A 19,698-nucleotide genomic window follows, 5' to 3' on the forward strand; every position below is an offset into this window, starting at 1 on the left:
ACACATAAAATAAAACAGTGCAGGAGGATATGCATAATCTTCCTGCACCATTGCTATGCATAAGTGCTTTTAAAAATTGGCGGGAATAGGTGGGGCAACCAATTGAATACTACGACCCAGGGACAAGGACGCGCCCAGAAAAAAGAACGCCATCAGTAGTGCCAGCACGGTCGTGGACACCACCAGGACCAGAAACCAGGCGACCACCAGGGCTGCAGCCAGATTAAGCCAGACTAATCCATTCACAAGATTCACATTACGATGCCAGATCTTCTCATCCCATGTAGCCTGAGACGAGCACAAAGTCTGTATCCCACAATACAGATAGTAAACGCCAGCACTACAAGACAACAAGATTAAAAATGGTTGCCACCAGATGATAGCTTCCCCCACACTCACCTCTACAAACAAGCTGCCGAAAAAGAAGAGTAAGAGAAGTAACGCCACGCCTACCAACCTTTTAGTTCCGAATGGTGTTCGCAGATTATGCTCATCACCTGACATTGTGCGCCTCCCTCTACTGAATGCGACAACACTTTAACCTGCCTATATATATGACTTTATAGCGATATATATATTACGTATAACGACACAAATTCAAAAATACTTTTAGTTTAAACAAAGGTACATAAAAAAAAGCGTTGCCACAAAAATTTCTTCTTTTTTTGTCCGCTGTACGAAAAATAAAACGTCCTATATTAAAGGACGATAATGTTTACAATACGCCTGTAATCAATTAAAATAACAACGATTATCCAAATAAATTTAGCATTTATCCACTCGTTCATGTCACATAGGGAATGTCAAAAGGGTTAACAAAATTACTTTTTTGATATGTATAGCCAGAAGCCATAGATACGAAATAATTTATTAATTATGCAATGCATGGAGGTTTCGCATAAACATGGATTCATCTGAGAATGATAAAAATTTGCCTCAATCATTTAGTGAAGCAGATCATGATGAGGACACTCAACCTGCAATGAAGGCAGTAAAGCCCGAGGCAACCCCTTCACAATCATCATCTACCATTGATGAGGATAAGACAATAAAAGGAGAACAGTCAACACAATCCACAGCATTAGAAGCTACCCAAAGATTAGTGCCCCCCGCTACAGGTATTCCTGCTCAGAAAAATAGCGTCCCTGTTAGTTCTCCAGAAGCAGTTCAAACCAGTCCGGCCAGTGATGCGACTATCTCTAGTGAACCCACTATCTCTAGTGAGCCCACCATCTCTAGTGAGCCCACTATCTCTGCAACAGATGATAAAGCTAATATAGGTGGTTTACCTGCCGATCAATCCGGAACAAACCACCAATCTGGGCCTGCTTATCCACCGCCACCTATCAATCAATCTGGGCCTGCCTATCCGCCGCCACCTAATTACCAATCCGGTGCCAATTATCAGTCTGGACCAAGCTACCCACCGCCACCCAATTACCAATCTGGACCAGCCTATCCACCGCTGAACTACCAATCCAGGCCTGCCAGACCAGCTAAGAAACAAGCTGCTTCCTTGCCTTTATGGATCTTTATTAGCGGTATTGTATTAACTATAGCAGTGCTAATTGGATTGTATTTGCTGGGCAGCGATTGGGCAGAAGGAGTGTCGCAGGCATCGGTTGCCGCATTGATTATTGGGGTGGTGGTCGCGATCGGCTGGCTGATACGTACATCTATACGCACAATTGTACCTGCCAGTAAAATACGCCGCATTATCGCCACAGTATTCTTGCTGGCGCTGGTAATTTTCTCAGGCTGGGCTAGAGCCGCCCAGGGAACTATCCATCAATGGCAGGGACAATCCTTTGAGGACCAAAAAAAATGGCCACAGGCCATCAACGAATATACGTTTGCAGGCGACGTAGAACCAACCAGCACGAACCTGGCACGTACATACACCTCATGGGGATTAGCTTTCAAAAACAACCATCAATATAATGATGCGCTAAAGAAATTCACCTATGTTATTGAACACTTTCGTACCCCTGATACTGATAAGGCGACCCAAACCAACGGGAATAACAGTATCTCTGGTCTAATAAACGCAGAGGTATGGGTACAAAAAGCAAAATCATTGGACATTGAGACACGCCTTATACTGGCACAACAAAGTATACAGGCCAAAAATTACAAAGAGGCGATCAGTGCGATAGACTCAACCCTAGGACTGGCATACTGTGATAACGGCTGCAAACAACGAGCTCAAACAACCAGTATTGACACCCGCATTGCGCTGGCGCAACAAAATGTCCAGGCCAAAAACTATAAAGAGGCGATCAACACACTAGATCCCACGCTGAGCCTGCCATACTGTGATGCTAACTGCAAACAACGGGCTCAACCCCTGGATGCAACCTCCTATTACCAGGTCGGTAACAGCCAATTGCAGTCAAAGGACTATACCAATGCGATTAGCAGTTTCAAGAACATTCTAAATTCATTCCCCAGCGCAAAAGAGACAAAGAATGCACGCGCAAATGTGTCCAAAGCGCTCCTGGGGCTAGGTGAACAACAACTACAGCATAAAGACTATAGTAGTGCGATAGATTCTTTCAATGAAATCGTCAAGACCTATCCAGATCCAGCTAAGACCAGGCAGGTACATGGGGACCTCTCCAAATCAATCATGGGTCTGGGTCAAACAACGCGCTCAAAATCCTGTACCGATTCAATTCAATACTATAAGCAGCTAGCCAACGATTATAAAGATACTCCCGAAGGTCAACAGGCACAGCAAGAATTAAACACGCCACCAGATGTCAAAGGAAAATTTGTCAATACTGAGTCAACATATAGTTTTTCTCAGATTGCGCTGGTACAGGGATTACGGGGTAAGCTGCCACAGGGTGAATTGTTCAATAAGTGGGACACGGCACCTTACAAAACAGACATCCAGGCTGACGGGAGCTTCGATTTTCAGGGTATCCCTCAAGGTACATATGATCTCATGTGGTACGCAAACAATGGAAGCGTCGAATATGTCGAATTCATCTATTCAACTACCTCATTAATACCCGAATATGTCGCTAACGTCGGACCAATGTGTACGGTCGACATGGGCAAGGTCTCCAACGTCACTGGCTATACCTCATACTAATAGATCTTTGCTATTCCAGCTATGAGTTTCCTTGAATTATCACAATTCAAAGGAACTCATAACGCTTTCCTGTAGATGATTTACTGGAAGATGAACGGCAAACAAGAGCGTATCCTCCACGCCATGAAGTATGTTTGCGTGGAGGATACGCTCTTGTTTGCCGTAGCTAACGCTGTTGAACAAAGGCAGCGGTCGCTTCCTGGAGCGGCTTTTGATCGCGTTGATCATACATCGTCTGGGCATGGGCAACTTCCTGCAGATGGCCATAAGCCCAGACCTGTAGTGCCCTCAATGGTTCTATCAGTGTCTGTCCCAATGGCGTAAGAGAATACTCTACCACCGGAGGCACTACAGGGTAGACAACGCGCTTGACCAGCCCATTGCGTTCCAGGGCCCGTAACGTCTGTGTCAACATCTTTTTCGAGATGCCATCGATGCGCTTGAGCAACTGGCCGAAGCGCATCGTCCCCTCTTCTAAGGCATAGAAGACTAGAGGGGTCCACTGATCCGCGATCAATTGCAGCACCCGCCGCGATAGGCAATCCGCCTGAAAAATATCAGGATATGTTTGTTGCTTAGTCTCCATCTGGTAACTATATCACTTTTTGGTGCCTTCTTACAAGATATTAGTTTTTTAGCTATAGTAACTGTAAGTGATATTTCATTCACATATGCAGTCAAAGATAACATATAAAAAAGTAGCGAAGAGACCAAAAGGGAGTAGAAATATGTCCAAAGCAGTCAGATTTGAGCAGTATGGCGATATCGATGTGTTACAGGTCGTCGAGGTTGAGCAACCCACGCCAGGTCCAGGACAGGCGCTTGTCAAGGTCAAGGCAGCCGGTATTAATCCAGGTGAGGCATCTATTCGTAAGGGCCTGCTGCATGCGATTTGGCCGACCACCTTTCCATCCGGACAGGGTAGTGATCTGGCCGGTATCATCACCGCCGTGGGCGAGGGTGTAACTAATTTTGCGGTTGGCGATGAGGTCATTGGTTTCACAGACAATCGGGCCAGTCATGCCGAGTTTGTCGCAGTAGAGGTCAGCAACCTTACTCGTCGTCCGCGCAACGTCCCCTGGGAGGTAGCCGGTTCGTTGTTTGTCGCTGGAACAACCGCCTATGCGGCAATTCATGCTGTCGCGCTGAAAGCAGGGGATATCGTTGCAGTCTCGGGTGCGGCAGGTGGAGTAGGTTCAATCGTGGTGCAACTGGCAAAAAAAGCGGGAGCAAAAGTGATTGGACTGGCCAGCCCGGCCAATCATCAGTGGTTGAGCGATCACCAGATTATTCCGGTCGCCTATGGCGAAGGTGTTGAGGAGCGTCTGCGCGCGGCGGCTGACAATCATCTCGATGCCTTCATCGATACATTCGGTGCCGATTATGTTGAACTCGCGCTCAAGCTTGGGGTGCGACCAGAACGTATCAATACGATTATCAACTTCGCGGCGGTAGAAAAGTATGGCATCCAGGCCCAGGGAAGCTCTCAAGCGTCGAACCCAGCAGTTCTGGCTGAGCTCGCCCAACTGATTGACCAGGGAGATCTAGAATTTCCGATTGCCCGCGTCTATCCTCTCGCTGATGTTCGAGAGGCGTATCGCGAGTTAGAGCAACATCATACCCATGGCAAGATTGTGCTCGTACCTTAACTTGCTTACCTGTTTGTTGTAGTGGGATAACACATTCGCGGTCAGAAGCTCAAAGCTTCTGACCGCGAATGTGTTATCCAATGGGAACAGCGTTTGTGCCATGCCACATCGATACGCCCTTAAGTGCGCCCACACCTGTACCGTAAGACGTTTTCTGCACCAGCAATCATGCAAAGATTAACCACCACAACTCCGCATTATATAGTTGTTCCGTGCTAAAATTGGTCACGCCGGGTATTGCATATGACGTAACGTCATACCTTACACTTGAAACAGAAAGGCGGAAACACGTGAATCGTCAGCACTATACCACCAGTCAATTTGCGCAGAAAGCCAGGGTGACAGCGCGGACCTTACGCTTTTATGACAAAGTTGGTCTACTCTCCCCCTCTGCTTATACTGATGCGGGCCATCGGCTCTACTCGGACGAAGATTTGTGGAATTTACAACAGATTCTGGCGCTCAAATTTTTCGGTTTCTCATTGGAAGAGATCAAAGTCTGTCTGCAGACAAATCCAGAGCGTTTGCAGGAGACGCTGGCCACACAGAAAGCTATGATGCGTGAGAAACGTAGCCAGCTAGATACGGTAATTCAGACTATTGAAAAAGCTGAAGGATTGCTACAGAGCAATCACTGGGACTGGGAATCGCTTATCAATGTGATCCAGGCGATACAAATGGAACAGCATAAAAAGTGGATCAATAAATACCTGACGCCAGAACAACAGCAGAAGATGGCGGAAATCTCTAGTAAGTCGTACAGCCCTGAAGCGGCACAAAAAGTGGCGGAATGGAGCAAGAACTGGACTGAAGAGGATCAAATACGCGCGGACCAGCAGTGGAGCGCCGTCTTCTCGGAGTTGCGGCGACTGGTAGCAGCGGGGTCAGATCCAACCGGTACGGATGGACAGGCGCTGGCAAAACAACATAGCGAGTTGATCAGGCAATTAACCTGGAGTGACACCGATGTATGTGCCGGCGTGCAACGCTGGTGGAAGAACCATGAGCAGCTACCTACCGAAGAGAAGCCGTTGCCCCAGTATAGCTACAGCAAAGAGGAGGCAGCGTTTTTACAGCAAGCACTGGCACACTATAAACAGAGCCAGAACTAAAGAGCACCTCTCCCTAATAAGGAGAGGTGCCATGAAGACGCTCAAACAGATGCTGCAATTTATGCATTTACCAGACGCAACGTAACAATCTCATAAGGCTTGATTGAGAAGGTCACCTGATTACCCTGGATTGGCAACTTGTCACCTTCTTTTTCCAGCAGATTGGTATGCCAGACTTCGGCCAGGTCAAAACCAGTGGTCAGCGTGACCAGACCACGACGGCGCTGGCTTTCATACAAGCGGACAATCAAGCCATTGCCATCCTCGGCACGTTTGATCGTCTCAATCACAACATGTGGTTTGTCAACCGAGAGCAGAGCCGGAACTAGCTGGCGTGCTGATACACTCACCTTGCGTTCAGGTGTATACACCACGAAGGGATCATTAAGCGCATAGGCAGCGCTGACGGTCTCCTCACCCCAATTACCCACGTGAGGTAAAAGACTATACGTAAAACGCTGTGCCCCCTGGTCCGCCTCAGGATCTGGCATGGTTGGGCTACGTAAGAGACTGATACGAATCACATTCTCTTTGATATCGTGCCCATATTTACAATCATTCAGAATGCTGACGCCATAGTCACCTTCACTCAGGTCTACCCATTTTTGCCCGCAGGTTTCAAATCTCGCCCAGTCCCACGAAGTGTTGCGATGGGTGGGACGCTGTACATTGCCCCATTGGATTTCATAGGTGGCGGCAGGATTCAGGATATCTACGGGAAAGGCCACTTTGAGCAGGATGTGGCGCTCACGCCAGTCGATATCGGTCGTAATATCTAACTGTGGGCTATTATAGTTTAGTGAGATGAGCTGGGTATACTGACTGTGCAAAATCTGACGTTGTACCTCAATGGTTGCACGCAGGGGACCACTCTCAAGCACGCGGATCGAGGTGGCAGGATCAGCCAGCCATTGCTTATCATCATAGAAGATATCCACATCCCAGGCATCCCAGCTCATTGGCCGATCTTCGAAGGCCTGGAACTGGTTGGCGATCGCGCCTTCTGGCAGGACTTCGCGCTCGTGTACTTTGTCATAGACACGGACGATGTCGCCCGCGCTATTGAGCTCGATGCGAATATACTTGTTCTCCAACAGTTCCGACGTGGCGGTTAACTCGGTGGTCGGCTTCGCTTGTTCACCCTCAGCGATGTGTAAACCTGTGATGCTAAACTGGCGGAACGCCCCGGCATCGATCCAGGTTCCATTGTCGGTCGCCTGTACAGACACGGATTCTCCGGTCTGGCTGGCTTGAAGATAATGTCCAGCCGGCACCATTCCAGGCCAGAAGGCCAGATCACGACGCTCAAAGGAGATCGGATTGGCAATCAGAACATCACCGGCGACCTGTTCGGCAATCGCCTGTAAGGCTCCGTCACGAACGCTGTTGCCCAGTTCGGTAATCTGCCCATACTGCAGTTCCGATTCCACATAGACATCGTGAATACTACTGCCAGGAATGATATCGTGGAATTGGTTCAGACAAATAAGCTGCCATGCCTGCGTAATCTCTTTGGTGGGATAGCGATATTCACTATTGAGCAGGCTTGCCTGGGCAGCCAGGAACTCGGCATCGTGCAGCAGGAACTCGCTCTTACGGTTCCAACGTTTGTTGCGGCTCTGTGTAGTATAGGTACCACGATGATATTCCAGATAGAGCTCACCATTCCAGGTCGGCAACTGGGCACCCGATGTCTCCTCTAATTGGCGGAAGAAGGAACCCACATCGCCCTGGCGCGTGCGAGGGAAGGCGGGGAACTCCTGCATCTCACGCAGATTCTCCAGCATTTCGCGAGTTGGACCACCACCACCATCGCCAAAACCAAAGGCAGTCAGGACTGGCGGCGTCACATTATCATGGCCCAGATCCTTCTGACGGAAATTGGTCCAGGTCCCAAGAATATCGTCCGGCGTGGCCATGGCATTATAGGTGCTGGCATAGGCGCTACCCTTCTCAGGAGTGGGACTGAAGTGGGTCAGCACGCGTGTGCCATCGATTCCCTGCCACCAGAAGCTATCAAAGGGCAGGCGGTTATATTGACTCCACCCAATCTTAATGGTGAAGAAATACTCCAGACCCGCCTGCTTGATCAATTGCGGTAGCGCCCAGGCATAGCCAAAGACATCAGGCAGCCAGAGGACGGGAGTCTCGACATTTTCGCCAAAGTGCTCGGCAAAGAAGGAGCGACCCAGTAAGAACTGACGCGCCAGAGATTCGGGTCCACTCAGATTACAGTCGGCCTCGACCCACATACCTCCGGTCAGCTCCCAGCGACCCTCAGCAACACGCCGCTTGATCGCCTCGAAAAGCTCAGGATGATCCTGACGCATAAACTCATAGAGTTGTGGTTGGCTCTGCGTAAAGTGATAGTCGGGGAACTGCTCCATCAAACGATCGACGGTATGGAAGGTACGTGAAGCTTTGCGCCGCGTCTGACCCAGCGTCCAGAGCCAGGCCACATCGATATGTGCATGACCGGTCGCGGTCACCTCAGCATCCAGCGGAGCGCCTGCCTGGGCAATGCCTTCCTTCAAGGCGGCATGGGCCTCGGCCACACTGGCATAGAAGGCCTCGCCAAAGGGTTCACGGGTATCCAGCAAAATAAAGGCGCGATTCAACGCATAGAGGAGTTTGCCACGCGCGGGTGCCTCTTCGGCAAGGACCTGCGCCGCGCCAAGGGCTACGCGAGCGGTGGCGATAAAATCGCGGGTTGGCTGATCAAGCTGCACAACTTCGCAGGGTTTCATCAACAACTGCGCGCCATGTTCTCCATGAGCAGCGGTCCAGCCATGCAATGCGAGGATATGCGATTGACCATCCTGCCAGTCCGCTCGTAAAGCGAACTCATGATGATGGCGATCACAGGCCGCATATGAAACACCATCAATATAGGCCAGCGCCTCGGGATGGCTAAAATCGCCCGTCGTACCGATCGGTAACGAGAGCGCCAGCGGAAGGCCTTTTTCCCATTCCTCGGGAATCTGGAAAGTGCTCCGCAATACAAAATTCTGGCGCCACTCACCCCAGTACTCATAGGGCTCAATGGTCTTCCAATCACGATCATCAACTTCAACCTCCACCGCTGGTTTCTCCAGTGGACTAGTCAAAGGCTGAAAACGAAACGGCGGCAATGCCTGTCGCCGACGATACACCAGCGGCTCAATCAAATTCAAGCGCTGCGTAATTTTGGGAATCGTCCAACGAATCTGGTGAAGCACAACAATATACTCCTTACTATGTATAGTAGACTTTACCCATTGTAACACACCACCAACCAGCCGCTTATCCAATTTCACGACACATTGATGCAATAGACGATACTATATTCACTATAAAAAAAGCAGCTAGCTTGTTAGGAGTTATAGCTGGAAGACTTGACAAAACAAGTATTGAACACTATGCTTTGATTAATGAAATTCATTGAAATATAGTAAGGAGGGACCCAACAGCGTATGCCTATTTCTCTCTCATGACGCACATGAGGACAACCGTAAAACGATAGGTATTTATGTTCCTCGAAGTTGAGATATTCAAAGGAGATATACTATGGCACGTTTTACATCATTTCACTGGATGGGAAAACGACATCTAGCGATCAGCCTGGTTGCTCTGACAATGGTGTTACTATTCCTGGTGGGGGGATTATTTTCGGGGCCGCTCCACAGCGCGCATGCCGATGCGTCTATTACTGGTAGCGTTGATTGGGGCTGGAACGCTAATACCGGGAACGTTGCGCATATGCAGTATGGCTTGAATGCCTATAATGGTTATGATCCAGCCACCCAGGCCAACTCGACCTATCAAAATAATGTCGCGGCAATGCGACCTGGCATTGTGCGCTGGCACTATGCCGGACAAATGAATGACTCGACATCTGACAGAAGTGGTTGGATTATCAATCCAAATACGTCATCCTATCAATGGGATATCAATAAGATCAATAACGCGCTGCGCACCGGACTTGGCTCTTCCGGCGCGTTCCGTAATGGTCCTACCAGATTGATGGATATTGTGAACTGGCCCGCCTACCTGGATGATGGTCACGGACATTTACGTACAGATGCGTATGATGCTTATGCCAGTCTCTGCGCACAGCTGGTAAAAATCATCAACAGTGATGGTGGCTATGGCTTCCATTATTTTGAGATCTTTAATGAACTTGAGAATGGTTCAGGTTCTGCTTATGATCATAATATGGCTGAGCTCGGACGCATTTATAATAAGGTAGCGGCGGCCATGAAGCAGGTCGATGCAGGCATTAAAGTTGGCGGACCCGCCTTCGCACGTCCTGATCTGACGTACAATGTGGATGACTTCTTTTCCGTCGCGGCTGGCAACATGGATTTTGTCTCATACCATAGTTACGCACTCGGCGACTCCAATGCCAGCAATCAGACTGTATGGAATGCTGCCAATATTGGTCCAATTACCGATAATGTCCGCAACGAGTTCCAGAAATATTCATCAAATTACATCGACTATTTGCATGATGAATATAACATTAGCTGGAATCCTCCTGATCAAAAAATGAACACGATTGTTGGTGGCATTTTTGATGCCCTGGCAATGGTTTCGCTGGTCAACAATGGAGCAAGTGGTGGCATGGCCTGGAATGAAGCCGATGGCTGGTATGGTAAACTTGACGCCGGCTACAATCCACGTCCAGCGGCTTATATATATCAGTATATGAATGAAGACATGCAGGGCGCCGTGGTCAATTCATCTTCGAGCGACACGACGAAAGTTGTTATTATGGCAGTGAATAACAGCCATCAACATGGGTTTGTCCTGATCAACCGTTCTGAAGCAGATCAGTCTATCCAGTTGTCGTTCAACAACCTTCCATCCGGGGTCAATGATGGTACAGCCGTAACAGTCAAACAGGCAAGCGCAGCTGGTGGATCGATCAATACAACCAGCATTGGTGCACTGAACAGCTCGAACGGCTATAATCTGCCAGCCAATACAGTAATCGTGCTATCTTTCACAGACAACGCGTAAGATAGCAAGGGATACAATCTTTTTCATCAGTATAGAGAAGAGCTAGTGATTCTGTCGCTAGCTCTGTTTAGCACCTTGACAATTATCAGCCTCTCGCCTATTCTTATGCTTAATTATGCACGTTTCCTGGCAGCAACACAAAACAGGTTTTTTTCAATGAAAAAAAATGAACAGGCGCGACGCGTTTCTTTACGTGATGTTGCGCGGCAGGCAGGCGTTTCTATAGGTACCGCATCCAATGTCTTTTCAGGCAATGCCTGGGTTGCACCCGAGACACGCTTACTCGTCACTGCGACCGCCATAGAGATGGGGTATTCACCGCGTGTCAGCCGTCCAACAGATGTCACCGATAGTAAAACGACAACACTGAGTTTTCTGGTGCGTGGCACCCCTATCCCTCTCTCCATCAATCCCTATTATGCCCCTATCTTGAATGGAGTTGAAAAAGCTTGTAGCGCTCATGGTATGAGCTTGATGTACTCAGTCGTCGATGAGAATGTCGAAGATAGCAGTGAACTCCCTTTAATGATTCAGCGTCGCGAGGTTCAAGGGATCCTGGTAGTTGATTATTTTAAGCCTGCGTTTTTTTCCATACTCGAAGAACTAGGGCTCCCGTTCGTGCTCGTTGAACATAAACTGGATACGGCAAGGACTGATAGCGTCACCGTAGATGATGAACACGGTGGTTATCTAGCCACACGCTACCTCCTTGAACATGGACATGTCTCTCCCCCACCCGCAATGATCACCGCCCCCCCGCAATTATTGAGTGTCTCGCGCCGCCTGGCTGGCTATCGGCGTGCCTTAAACGAATATGGTTTACAGGAGAGAGCCGACTATGTGCGTATGGGTGATCTCAACATAACGGGCGGCTACAATGAAATGCAGGCGCTACTGCAATTACCTGAGGTTCCAAGCGCGGTCTTCTGCTGCAACGATATAACCGCTCTAGGAGCACTCAACGCATTAAAAGAACATGGGATCTCCGTTCCTGACCAATGTTCACTGATTGGTTATGATGATATCGATCTGGCAGCCCAGATGAATCCACCTCTAACCACCGTCAAATCAGAAACCGAACTGCTAGGTTTGCAAGGAGTATGGCATCTCTTAGAACGCATGAAGTATCCTCAGTTAGCCGCACGCCATACCCTCTTAGAGGTTCAACTGATTGAAAGAGCATCCGTCAAGCAGTACACGAAGCCATAATGGCTACATTTTTTCAAATCACCGGTAGTTGTATCAGATGCCCTGGAGTCAAAACAATTATGAAGCCGGTCTGCATCAAAGTACCGCTGGCATCCCGGCTGTCCTTGCTGTCAATTGCATCGATTTCATCATGATCGGGGCGGAGCACGCCCATATGCAGTATGGTATTAGGTATGTCGGAGGAAAGCGTGTGGATATTACAGGGTAAAGAGGCCTATCATCACCTGCTATTGCACACGTTGTAGATGCAGATCACCCCAGTGGCACAGTAATTGGAGCGCCGGGATCAAGCTTGCCCCATAGTCGGTCAGGCTATATTCAACGACTTTGGGCGGTTCAGACTCATATATCTGGCGGCCAACGATACCATCGGCCTCCAACTCTCGCAACTGCTGAATCAGGACCTTCTCCGTCACATTAGGGAGGAGTCGTCGCAACTGACCATAACGCTTTGAAGAGTCCATAAGGTGCCAGAGGATCAGGATCTTCCATTTGCCACCAATGACCCCCAGCGTCGCCTCAATACCAAGAGAACGCTGGCTGATATTCTCTTGCTCCTGCATAATCGTTCCTTCACTTTCAAATGCTTACCTGGAAGTAAGTACTTGTTGTTCTTTATAGCATACTATATAGTGAGAGCCAGCAGAAAACAAGGTCCGCAAACAGGCATATACAAAGGTTAGCTGAAAGGATACTATCTTACTATGGCACAGTTAAATGGAAAAGTAGCAATTGTAACAGGTGCATCACGTGGTATTGGGCGTGCTATTGCCCAAAGACTGGGACAGGATGGGGCGACAGTCGTGATTACCTATATTAAAGGAGCCAGCCAGGCGGCGGATGTCGTCACGGCCATCCAGGGCATGGGGAGCGAGGCTATAGCGGTACAGAGCGATGTACGGCAGCTCGCTGATATTCATAAGCTCTTTGAGCAGACAGTACAACGCTTCGGGAAGGTTGATATTCTGGTTAATAACGCCGCCGGTATAAATATCTTCAAGCCAACCGCTGAGATGACGGTCGAAGAGTATAACAGCATGTTCGATCTGACACGTGGCGTCTACTTTACATTACAAGAGGCTGCGCAGCGACTTAATGACAATGGACGTATTGTCAGTATCTCAACCGGTGGAACGGACATGAGTATGGCAGCAGGAGGGGCTTATGCTGGCAGTAAAGCTGCAATTGAGCAGTTCAGTATGGCCCTGGCTAAAGAGATCGGTGCACGTGGTATCACTGTCAATACCGTCTCACCGGGTGTCACCCAGACCGATGGCCTTGTTCTGTCAAAGGAGCAAACAGAGATGCTGGTCGCCCAGACCCCATTGGGACGACTGGGACAGCCCGAAGATATCGCCAGTACGATCGCCTGGCTCGTCTCTGACGATGCCGCCTGGATTACCGGTCAGCGTATCCGCGCCACCGGCGGCATTGTCTAGTAACGTTCGGTATAAGAATATGTAAGTTCTATAAAGAGGGCGTATCTATATAAGCAGAATACACCCTCTTCATTGTCACATAAAGATATCAATAGTGCCAACAAAATCAGCAATCAGCGCTATTGATCTGGCAGCACAGATAGATTCACCTCTGAACGCCATCAAATCAGAATCGGCTTTTCTTCAATCATGTCTTATGTAAAGAGATAAAAAGAAGGTTATTGTTGCCACTTAACTGTGCCCCATTTCCTCATAGATAACTATCAACATCTTATAGAAGAAATGAAGCCAAAGTACACTCCAACTTTTTATAATTATATATGGCACCTGGTATTTAAATTTATTAGTATAGTTATGGAAGAAGAAAGAGGTACAATGACAAAGTTTTTGGTAACAGGGAAGTTATCTCACTGGATTTTACGCTTCTGTATTTTGCTACTTTTCATCTCTGCTGCGGTATGGTCATTCTCGTCGCATCCCAGAGCTCATGCAGCTCAGTTGACATTACAGATTCCACAGGAGACGTACACCAATCATCAGGCAGGCTTTTCCTGGAGTGGTGTCGGAGCGAATAGCTATAATCTGGTGGCGGCTGTACGCCCAAATATGAGCAATGCTTTTGCCGTTTCACAACATATTTCTGGTACAAGCTCAACGCTCACACTGTCTCTGGATTCATCAACAGGCTATCGCTATTTTCAATTACAGGCATATGATGCCAGTGGCAATCGACTGGCAACCAGCAATACGGTTGGTCTGGCCAAGTATCCCTCAGGACTGAACATCAGGATGGTCACAGATGCAAGCCTGACGGCTTCTTACGCCCAATATAACGATACTTGCTACAATACCCCGGTCTGGTTTATCCCCAATGATAGTAACGACGGCGCTTATAACGTTGCAACCAATTTCCAGCTCAGCGAATTTACACATTCGCTTACCGTCACACACGTTGTCGTGGATCCGATCATGGTCCAGCATATGCAGAACATTCGTAGCGATTGGGGAAGCGCATTAAGCATTAACAGTGGCTATCGTGATCCAGCCCATAACGCCTCAATCGATGGCTCAGCAACCTGTAGTTCACATACTTTTGGTCAGGCGGTCGATATCGCCGTCAGTTCTTACTCGATGTGGACAAGCTTGAAGAGCTTTGCGACCCAGGAGGGTGCCAGTTATATCGAGCCATGGCAACCCGACGTCCCACACCTGCATGCAGATTGGCGCTCATTTTATCAGAATCCTCCCTATACCAACTGGTAGAACCACACAATGGTGGATACTGCAATATCTGGCATAATTTTCCATTGAAAGCTTATTTTTGTACAAATTAATACGATGCAGCAGATGCTTCGCAGAAAAAGGAGTTTCGCATGTCTCTGCGCAACCATAAACGTCTATTTATTATCCTGACGGCTGTGCTCATGCTCAGCGTCTTCGGTGGCGGTATACACGCTATTTTTTTTCCGGGACCAGCCCACGCGGCAACTACGCCACCCGCCTACACAACCTCCTACTACAAAACCACGCTAAATTCAACAACGATGCAGAATGAAGGCTGTACAGCCGCCCACGGAAATCCCGGGCTGGTGGTGTTGGATTACGGCGAGCAATACTTCTCTGGAGGCAGCTATGGAGCACTATTGATCTCAGCTAACACCTTTGCTTCAGATAGCAGCATCCAGAGTAATGTGATTGACTTCTTACGTGGGGCCAATAGTTGTTCGATCCAATCAACGCAACTTAAAGTCGCGGTAGGAACCTCAAACTATAACTCTCAGCATCTCACGACCGCTCAATTGTCGGCCGCAGGCAAGGCCTGGGCTGGTATTGTTAACGCGACCAATGATTACATCCATTTAAATCAGCGCATCCAAGTCTATGGAGCCGACGACATTGAACTGGGTTATTCCACTTATCAGGAAGCAAAATCCTTCGTCGATGGATTTACCACCTCAACCAGTGCGACATTAGTCGATTACGGGGATGATCCTGCCGGTGCCAGTGGAGATGGAAGCGCAGGCAACTGGACGCCGGCCCAGGTCTGGTATGTCTCCTCCGGCGCACCCCATACTGCCGCCTTGCCAGAAATTTACTACTCAGGCAATACACCAGAATGGCAGGCCTTAAGTGCATGGGCATGCACCAACAAAGGAAGCGCCCTCAACATTATTGGCACCATGGCACAGAATGGTTATCAATCATCGTATATGCCTGCCGAATCCTGGCAATCGCTGTATACGGCATTGAGCAATTCATCCAATTCCTGCGTGCGGGCATCCGCAAGTAAGTTACTCTATTCAACAAATATTGTCAGCTAGCTCAATACAACCTGGCCATTGTGGTGACAAAAAAAACACAGGATCCGGTCTGGCATAAGCCAGTTCGGATCCTGTACTCAATCACGGGCGCAAACAGGATTAGCGACCAGCCTGTGGATCACGTCTCATGGCCCAGTATGGCACTTTACTCTTTGGCTCTTCGCCAGAGGTAAGGATCTTGAAGCCTCGACGCTCATAGAACGGAACGTTACTGGCAACAAACGTCTCTAAATAACAAGGGGTCCCCTCACGATCGGCCTGTGCAAGGATAGGGGCGATCAGGGCGCCACCAATACCCTGGCTCTGTCGATATGAAGCCACACCCAGCAGTTGTAGATACCAGTGTGGATCATGCATATACTGATGATGAACATCCTCAAGATATGCAAAAGTATCGGTAAAGCGCAACGCAGCTTCCCGACCCAGGTGCTCCTCGATCTGCTCTAATTCATGTCCCATCTCAGGCTGCGCTTCACCTGTTTGAGGTGGCAACCATACAGCTACGCCATCTCCCCCGATGGTAGTATAGGTATGACCAAGGGGAAAAGAGTCACGTACAAGCGCTTCGAAGACCCAGGCAAACAGGTTCAGACGAGGCTCTGGATCGGGAAGTGTATACACATCAATTGGATCGTTAAAAAACGACTGCGATAGAATTTTACCTATCGCGGGAATCTGCTCTTCCTTAAGGTGAATAATTTCAGGAGTGTTGCTCAAAATATGCTTTCTTTCTGTGAGTTATATGACAGCCGCTCGACATATGCTCGTGAGCACATTACTCTATTATAGCAACCATACGGACAAAATGCATAGTATTGTAGCCAGAGCTTCCTAAAATCCTGCATCTTTAATTGCATCTCCAGATGGCTACAAGCACGAATCATGTGCGCTTTTTTTCGTCTTCACTGTCTGGATACAAAAAAAGTGCAATAATAGAAACATGATTGGAAAATCAGGCTTTTAAAATGAAAGGTGAGTAGAAGAGTATGCGAAAACCAGTGCTAATTATCATTAATGGCCTGCCTGGCGCGGGAAAGACGACCCTAGCCAAACGGCTGGCAGCCGATCTACAGCTCCCGGTCTTCTCCCGAGATGGCTTATATGAAACGCTATACGATGCCCTTGAATACACAAACAATAATGCTCCCCCACTACTTGGTAGTACAGCCTTTAAACTACTTTACTCTATCACAGGTACAATATTGGCCGCAGGTCAAGCATTAGTGGTTGAAGGATTCTTTGGGCGTCCTGAATTAAGGGGAGCAGAATTTCTGGAACTGCAACGTGCTCACGATTTTGAGCCATTTCAAATTGTGTGCAGGACAGATGGGACGCTCCTCCTGCAACGCTTCATGGACCGTGTAGAATCAGTAGATCGGCATTCCAGCCATAGTGATCTGGAATGGCTTGAAGAAAACAAGGAGCGCCTCTTACAGGGTCAACTAATACCGATGGACCTCGGTGGTCAGCTGGTTGAAATCGATAATACTACCCCTCAAAGTTTTGATTATGCTGACCTGCTACAACAAGTTCGTACGGCACTAGTACACACTGAAGCGCACTAGAGAGGTATTTGAGAAGCATCGTAGGGCAACGTATATATAGGAAAAGGATTTTCATGCGCTATCTACGAAGACCAGGGCGAATAATTCTACTTGTCTCGCTCTATTTATGCTGTATGGCGGTAACTGGTTGTCTGACAAGTAGCACACACGTTTCCAAAAGCACATCAGTTAATACCGAGCATCAGCCAATTTCTGCTCATACCACCCCACAAAACGCTGGCACGTGTACAAAAGCCTCTCCCATTAAGGCCGGTACAACCAAGAACCAGAGCGTGCCCGCACAGCCTGCCGTAGCACGCGGTCAGAACTATCGCACCTACCTCGTCCATGTTCCAGCTCTTTATGATCCCAAAAAATCTTTTCCAGTCGTGATAGTCTTCCACGGCCATGGCGGATCAGCAGAAAGCACAGAACAGGGTACAGGCTTCTCTCAGCTCGCGGACAAAGAGCATTTCATCGCGGTATATCCACAGGGTTTACGGGATGATAATCAATTATTCATGTGGGCCAGCATTGGTCCTTTTGATTATAATATCGATGAAACTGCTTTTATGAATACGATGCTGGACAAAATCACAAAGGATTTTTGTGTAGATACACAACGTGTTTATGCTACCGGCTTTTCTAATGGTGGTGGCATGAGTGGTTTTGTGGCCTGCCAGCTTTCTACACGCATCGCTGCCGTCGCCCCTATCGCCGGCAATTATTATCCCTTACAAGCTGGTTGCTATCCTAAAAGACCCGTTCCACTCCTTGAAATACATGGCAGCAATGACTCAACGGTCCCCTATAACGGCATTTCAGCCACAGTGAATCCACAATGGCCGCTACCACCTGTACTGGATTGGCTCCACGATTGGGCACAACGTAATGGCTGCACAAAAGGACCTGAAAATTTTTTCCATGATGGGGAAACCAGTGGCTTGCGCTGGACAAATTGCCGCCAGGATGCAACTATAATGCATTATCGCATTGAAGGCGGCGAACATAGTATTCCAGCAATGATTGGCAATCAACCTACTCAACAGGTCATCTGGAATTTCTTTAAGCTCCATTCTTTATAAAATGTAAGATGATCTATCAAAAATACGGCTACAACATTTTCGATAGATCATCTTAAAAGAGATATAGATGCCTCATTGCTTGCATACAAACAAGAACATCTCTCACCAAATTCTGCGGATTCTGCCATCCTGGCCCTTGACAAATGACCCACGGTCATTTTATAATTGACCCGTGGTCATTAATCAAAGTGGTCTGTAAGATGTGCATATAGATAGAACAACATGAATGGCATGTACGCGAAGGAGGAACGCAGATGAGATATTTTGTTACTGGAGCAACTGGTTTTGTAGGAAGTCACGTTGTACGCCAGCTTATTGAAGGCGGACACGAAGTAGTCGCGATCGTACGCAATCCCGCAAAGGCTCAGGAGTTGACTAAACTGGGTGTCACTATCGCTCAAGGCGACGTGACAAATAAAGAGAGTATGCGTGAGCCCATGCGCAATGTAGATGGTGTTTTTCATATCGCCGGTTGGTACAAGGTTGGCATCAAGGACAAGAGCGATGGCGAAAAAATTAATATCCAGGGCATATGCAACGTGCTGGAGCTAATGAAGGAGCTCGGCATCAAGAAAGGCGTCTACACCAGTACGCTCGCTGTTAATTCTGATACCCACGGAAAAGAGGTCGATGAAAGCTATCACTTTACGGGCAAACATTTGAGCGAGTATGACCGGACCAAATGGGTAGCACATTATGAAGTTGCTGATCCCATGATTGACGAGGGTCTCCCTCTGGTTATCGTTCTCCCAGGCGTAATCTATGGACCAGAAGACACCAGTAGTGTACGTACAACTTTTATCCAATACTTACAACGCAAATTACCAATGCTTCCAGGTGAAACCACATTCTCCTGGGCACATGTTGAAGATATTGCACGCGGCCACATTTTAGCGATGGAAAAAGGCAACGTTGGTGAAAGCTATATCATCGCTGGACCTACCCATTCACTGGTTGAAGCCATGAATATGGCTCAGACCATCACAGGTATTCCTGCTCCACGCCGCATTATTGCTCCTGGGGTCATGAAAGCGTTGAGTGCAATCATGAGTATAGCCGAAAAGGTTATCCCTGTCCCTGATGATTACAGTTCCGAATATCTGCGCGTCAATGGCGGAACAACCTATATTGGCACCAATGCTAAAGCCAGGCGCGAGCTCGGCTATGAGCCACGCTCGCTTAAAGAAGGCCTGACACAAACACTCCAGCATGAGATGCAGTTGTTAGGGATGAAGTAA

16 protein-coding genes are annotated in these 19,698 nt (G+C 48.2%); 11 read left to right on the forward strand and 5 right to left on the reverse strand.

Features of this window, described 5'->3' with window-relative positions; genetic code table 11:
- Positions 1–69: 69 nt before the first annotated feature.
- A complete protein-coding gene (locus EL633_RS30265) occupies positions 70–504 on the reverse strand; it encodes a hypothetical protein (RefSeq protein WP_126630951.1) in 435 nt (144 codons plus the stop codon).
- Positions 505–904: 400 nt separating this feature from the next.
- Here EL633_RS30265 and EL633_RS30270 point away from each other — a divergent pair, with 400 nt between their 5' ends.
- Complete coding sequence (locus EL633_RS30270; protein WP_126630952.1) at positions 905–3,100, forward strand: tetratricopeptide repeat protein; 2,196 nt, start codon at positions 905–907, stop codon at positions 3,098–3,100.
- 166 nt (positions 3,101–3,266) lie between these two features.
- Here EL633_RS30270 and EL633_RS30275 read toward each other — a convergent pair whose 3' ends face one another.
- Positions 3,267–3,686, reverse strand: coding sequence for a winged helix-turn-helix transcriptional regulator (locus EL633_RS30275; protein WP_126630953.1), 420 nt, complete (start codon positions 3,684–3,686; stop codon positions 3,267–3,269).
- A gap of 142 nt (positions 3,687–3,828) precedes the next feature.
- Between EL633_RS30275 and EL633_RS30280 the strand changes: the two genes are divergently transcribed.
- Together EL633_RS30280 and EL633_RS30285 are read left to right on the forward strand one after the other, a co-directional pair.
- Positions 3,829–4,749, forward strand: a complete 921-nt coding sequence (locus EL633_RS30280; protein ID WP_126630954.1) for an NADP-dependent oxidoreductase — start codon at positions 3,829–3,831, stop codon at positions 4,747–4,749.
- Positions 4,750–5,039: 290 nt separating this feature from the next.
- Positions 5,040–5,861 (forward strand): MerR family transcriptional regulator, encoded by an 822-nt coding sequence (locus EL633_RS30285; RefSeq protein WP_126630955.1) that lies wholly within the window; start codon positions 5,040–5,042, stop codon positions 5,859–5,861.
- Positions 5,862–5,920: 59 nt separating this feature from the next.
- Here EL633_RS30285 and EL633_RS30290 read toward each other — a convergent pair whose 3' ends face one another.
- A complete protein-coding gene (locus tag EL633_RS30290) occupies positions 5,921–9,079 on the reverse strand; it encodes an alpha-mannosidase (RefSeq protein ID WP_126630956.1) in 3,159 nt (1,052 codons plus the stop codon).
- Positions 9,080–9,407: 328 nt separating this feature from the next.
- On the opposite strand from EL633_RS30290, the gene EL633_RS30295 reads away from it, so the two are divergent.
- Both EL633_RS30295 and EL633_RS30300 read left to right on the forward strand, forming a co-directional pair.
- Complete coding sequence (locus EL633_RS30295) at positions 9,408–10,862, forward strand: GH39 family glycosyl hydrolase (RefSeq protein ID WP_126630957.1); 1,455 nt, start codon at positions 9,408–9,410, stop codon at positions 10,860–10,862.
- A 156-nt stretch (positions 10,863–11,018) separates the two neighbouring features.
- Positions 11,019–12,071: a LacI family DNA-binding transcriptional regulator gene (locus EL633_RS30300; RefSeq protein WP_161982554.1), complete on the forward strand. Its 1,053-nt coding sequence runs from the start codon at positions 11,019–11,021 to the stop codon at positions 12,069–12,071.
- A 227-nt stretch (positions 12,072–12,298) separates the two neighbouring features.
- Here the strand turns inward: EL633_RS30300 and EL633_RS30305 are convergent, their stop codons facing one another.
- Positions 12,299–12,616: a winged helix-turn-helix transcriptional regulator gene (locus EL633_RS30305; protein WP_371865604.1), complete on the reverse strand. Its 318-nt coding sequence runs from the start codon at positions 12,614–12,616 to the stop codon at positions 12,299–12,301.
- A gap of 159 nt (positions 12,617–12,775) precedes the next feature.
- On the opposite strand from EL633_RS30305, the gene EL633_RS30310 reads away from it, so the two are divergent.
- The 3 genes from EL633_RS30310 to EL633_RS30320 all read left to right on the forward strand — a co-directional run bounded on the left by EL633_RS30310 (position 12,776) and on the right by EL633_RS30320 (position 15,831).
- Positions 12,776–13,510, forward strand: coding sequence for an SDR family oxidoreductase (locus tag EL633_RS30310; protein WP_126630960.1), 735 nt, complete (start codon positions 12,776–12,778; stop codon positions 13,508–13,510).
- A 375-nt stretch (positions 13,511–13,885) separates the two neighbouring features.
- Positions 13,886–14,773 (forward strand): D-Ala-D-Ala carboxypeptidase family metallohydrolase, encoded by an 888-nt coding sequence (locus tag EL633_RS30315; RefSeq protein ID WP_161982555.1) that lies wholly within the window; start codon positions 13,886–13,888, stop codon positions 14,771–14,773.
- 110 nt (positions 14,774–14,883) lie between these two features.
- Positions 14,884–15,831, forward strand: coding sequence for a hypothetical protein (locus EL633_RS30320; RefSeq protein WP_126630962.1), 948 nt, complete (start codon positions 14,884–14,886; stop codon positions 15,829–15,831).
- A gap of 99 nt (positions 15,832–15,930) precedes the next feature.
- Here EL633_RS30320 and EL633_RS30325 read toward each other — a convergent pair whose 3' ends face one another.
- A complete protein-coding gene (locus EL633_RS30325; RefSeq protein ID WP_126630963.1) occupies positions 15,931–16,548 on the reverse strand; it encodes a GNAT family N-acetyltransferase in 618 nt (205 codons plus the stop codon).
- Positions 16,549–16,817: 269 nt separating this feature from the next.
- On the opposite strand from EL633_RS30325, the gene EL633_RS30330 reads away from it, so the two are divergent.
- The 3 genes from EL633_RS30330 (at position 16,818) to EL633_RS30340 (ending at position 19,698) form a co-directional block, all read left to right on the forward strand.
- A complete protein-coding gene (locus EL633_RS30330) occupies positions 16,818–17,396 on the forward strand; it encodes a P-loop nucleotide/nucleoside kinase family protein (protein WP_126630964.1) in 579 nt (192 codons plus the stop codon).
- A gap of 53 nt (positions 17,397–17,449) precedes the next feature.
- Positions 17,450–18,460: a CE1 family esterase gene (locus EL633_RS30335; RefSeq protein ID WP_126630965.1), complete on the forward strand. Its 1,011-nt coding sequence runs from the start codon at positions 17,450–17,452 to the stop codon at positions 18,458–18,460.
- A 254-nt stretch (positions 18,461–18,714) separates the two neighbouring features.
- Positions 18,715–19,698, forward strand: a complete 984-nt coding sequence (locus EL633_RS30340) for an NAD-dependent epimerase/dehydratase family protein (RefSeq protein ID WP_126630966.1) — start codon at positions 18,715–18,717, stop codon at positions 19,696–19,698.

This window comes from Dictyobacter alpinus, assembly GCF_003967575.1.
GTDB classification, from domain to species: domain Bacteria; phylum Chloroflexota; class Ktedonobacteria; order Ktedonobacterales; family Ktedonobacteraceae; genus Dictyobacter; species Dictyobacter alpinus.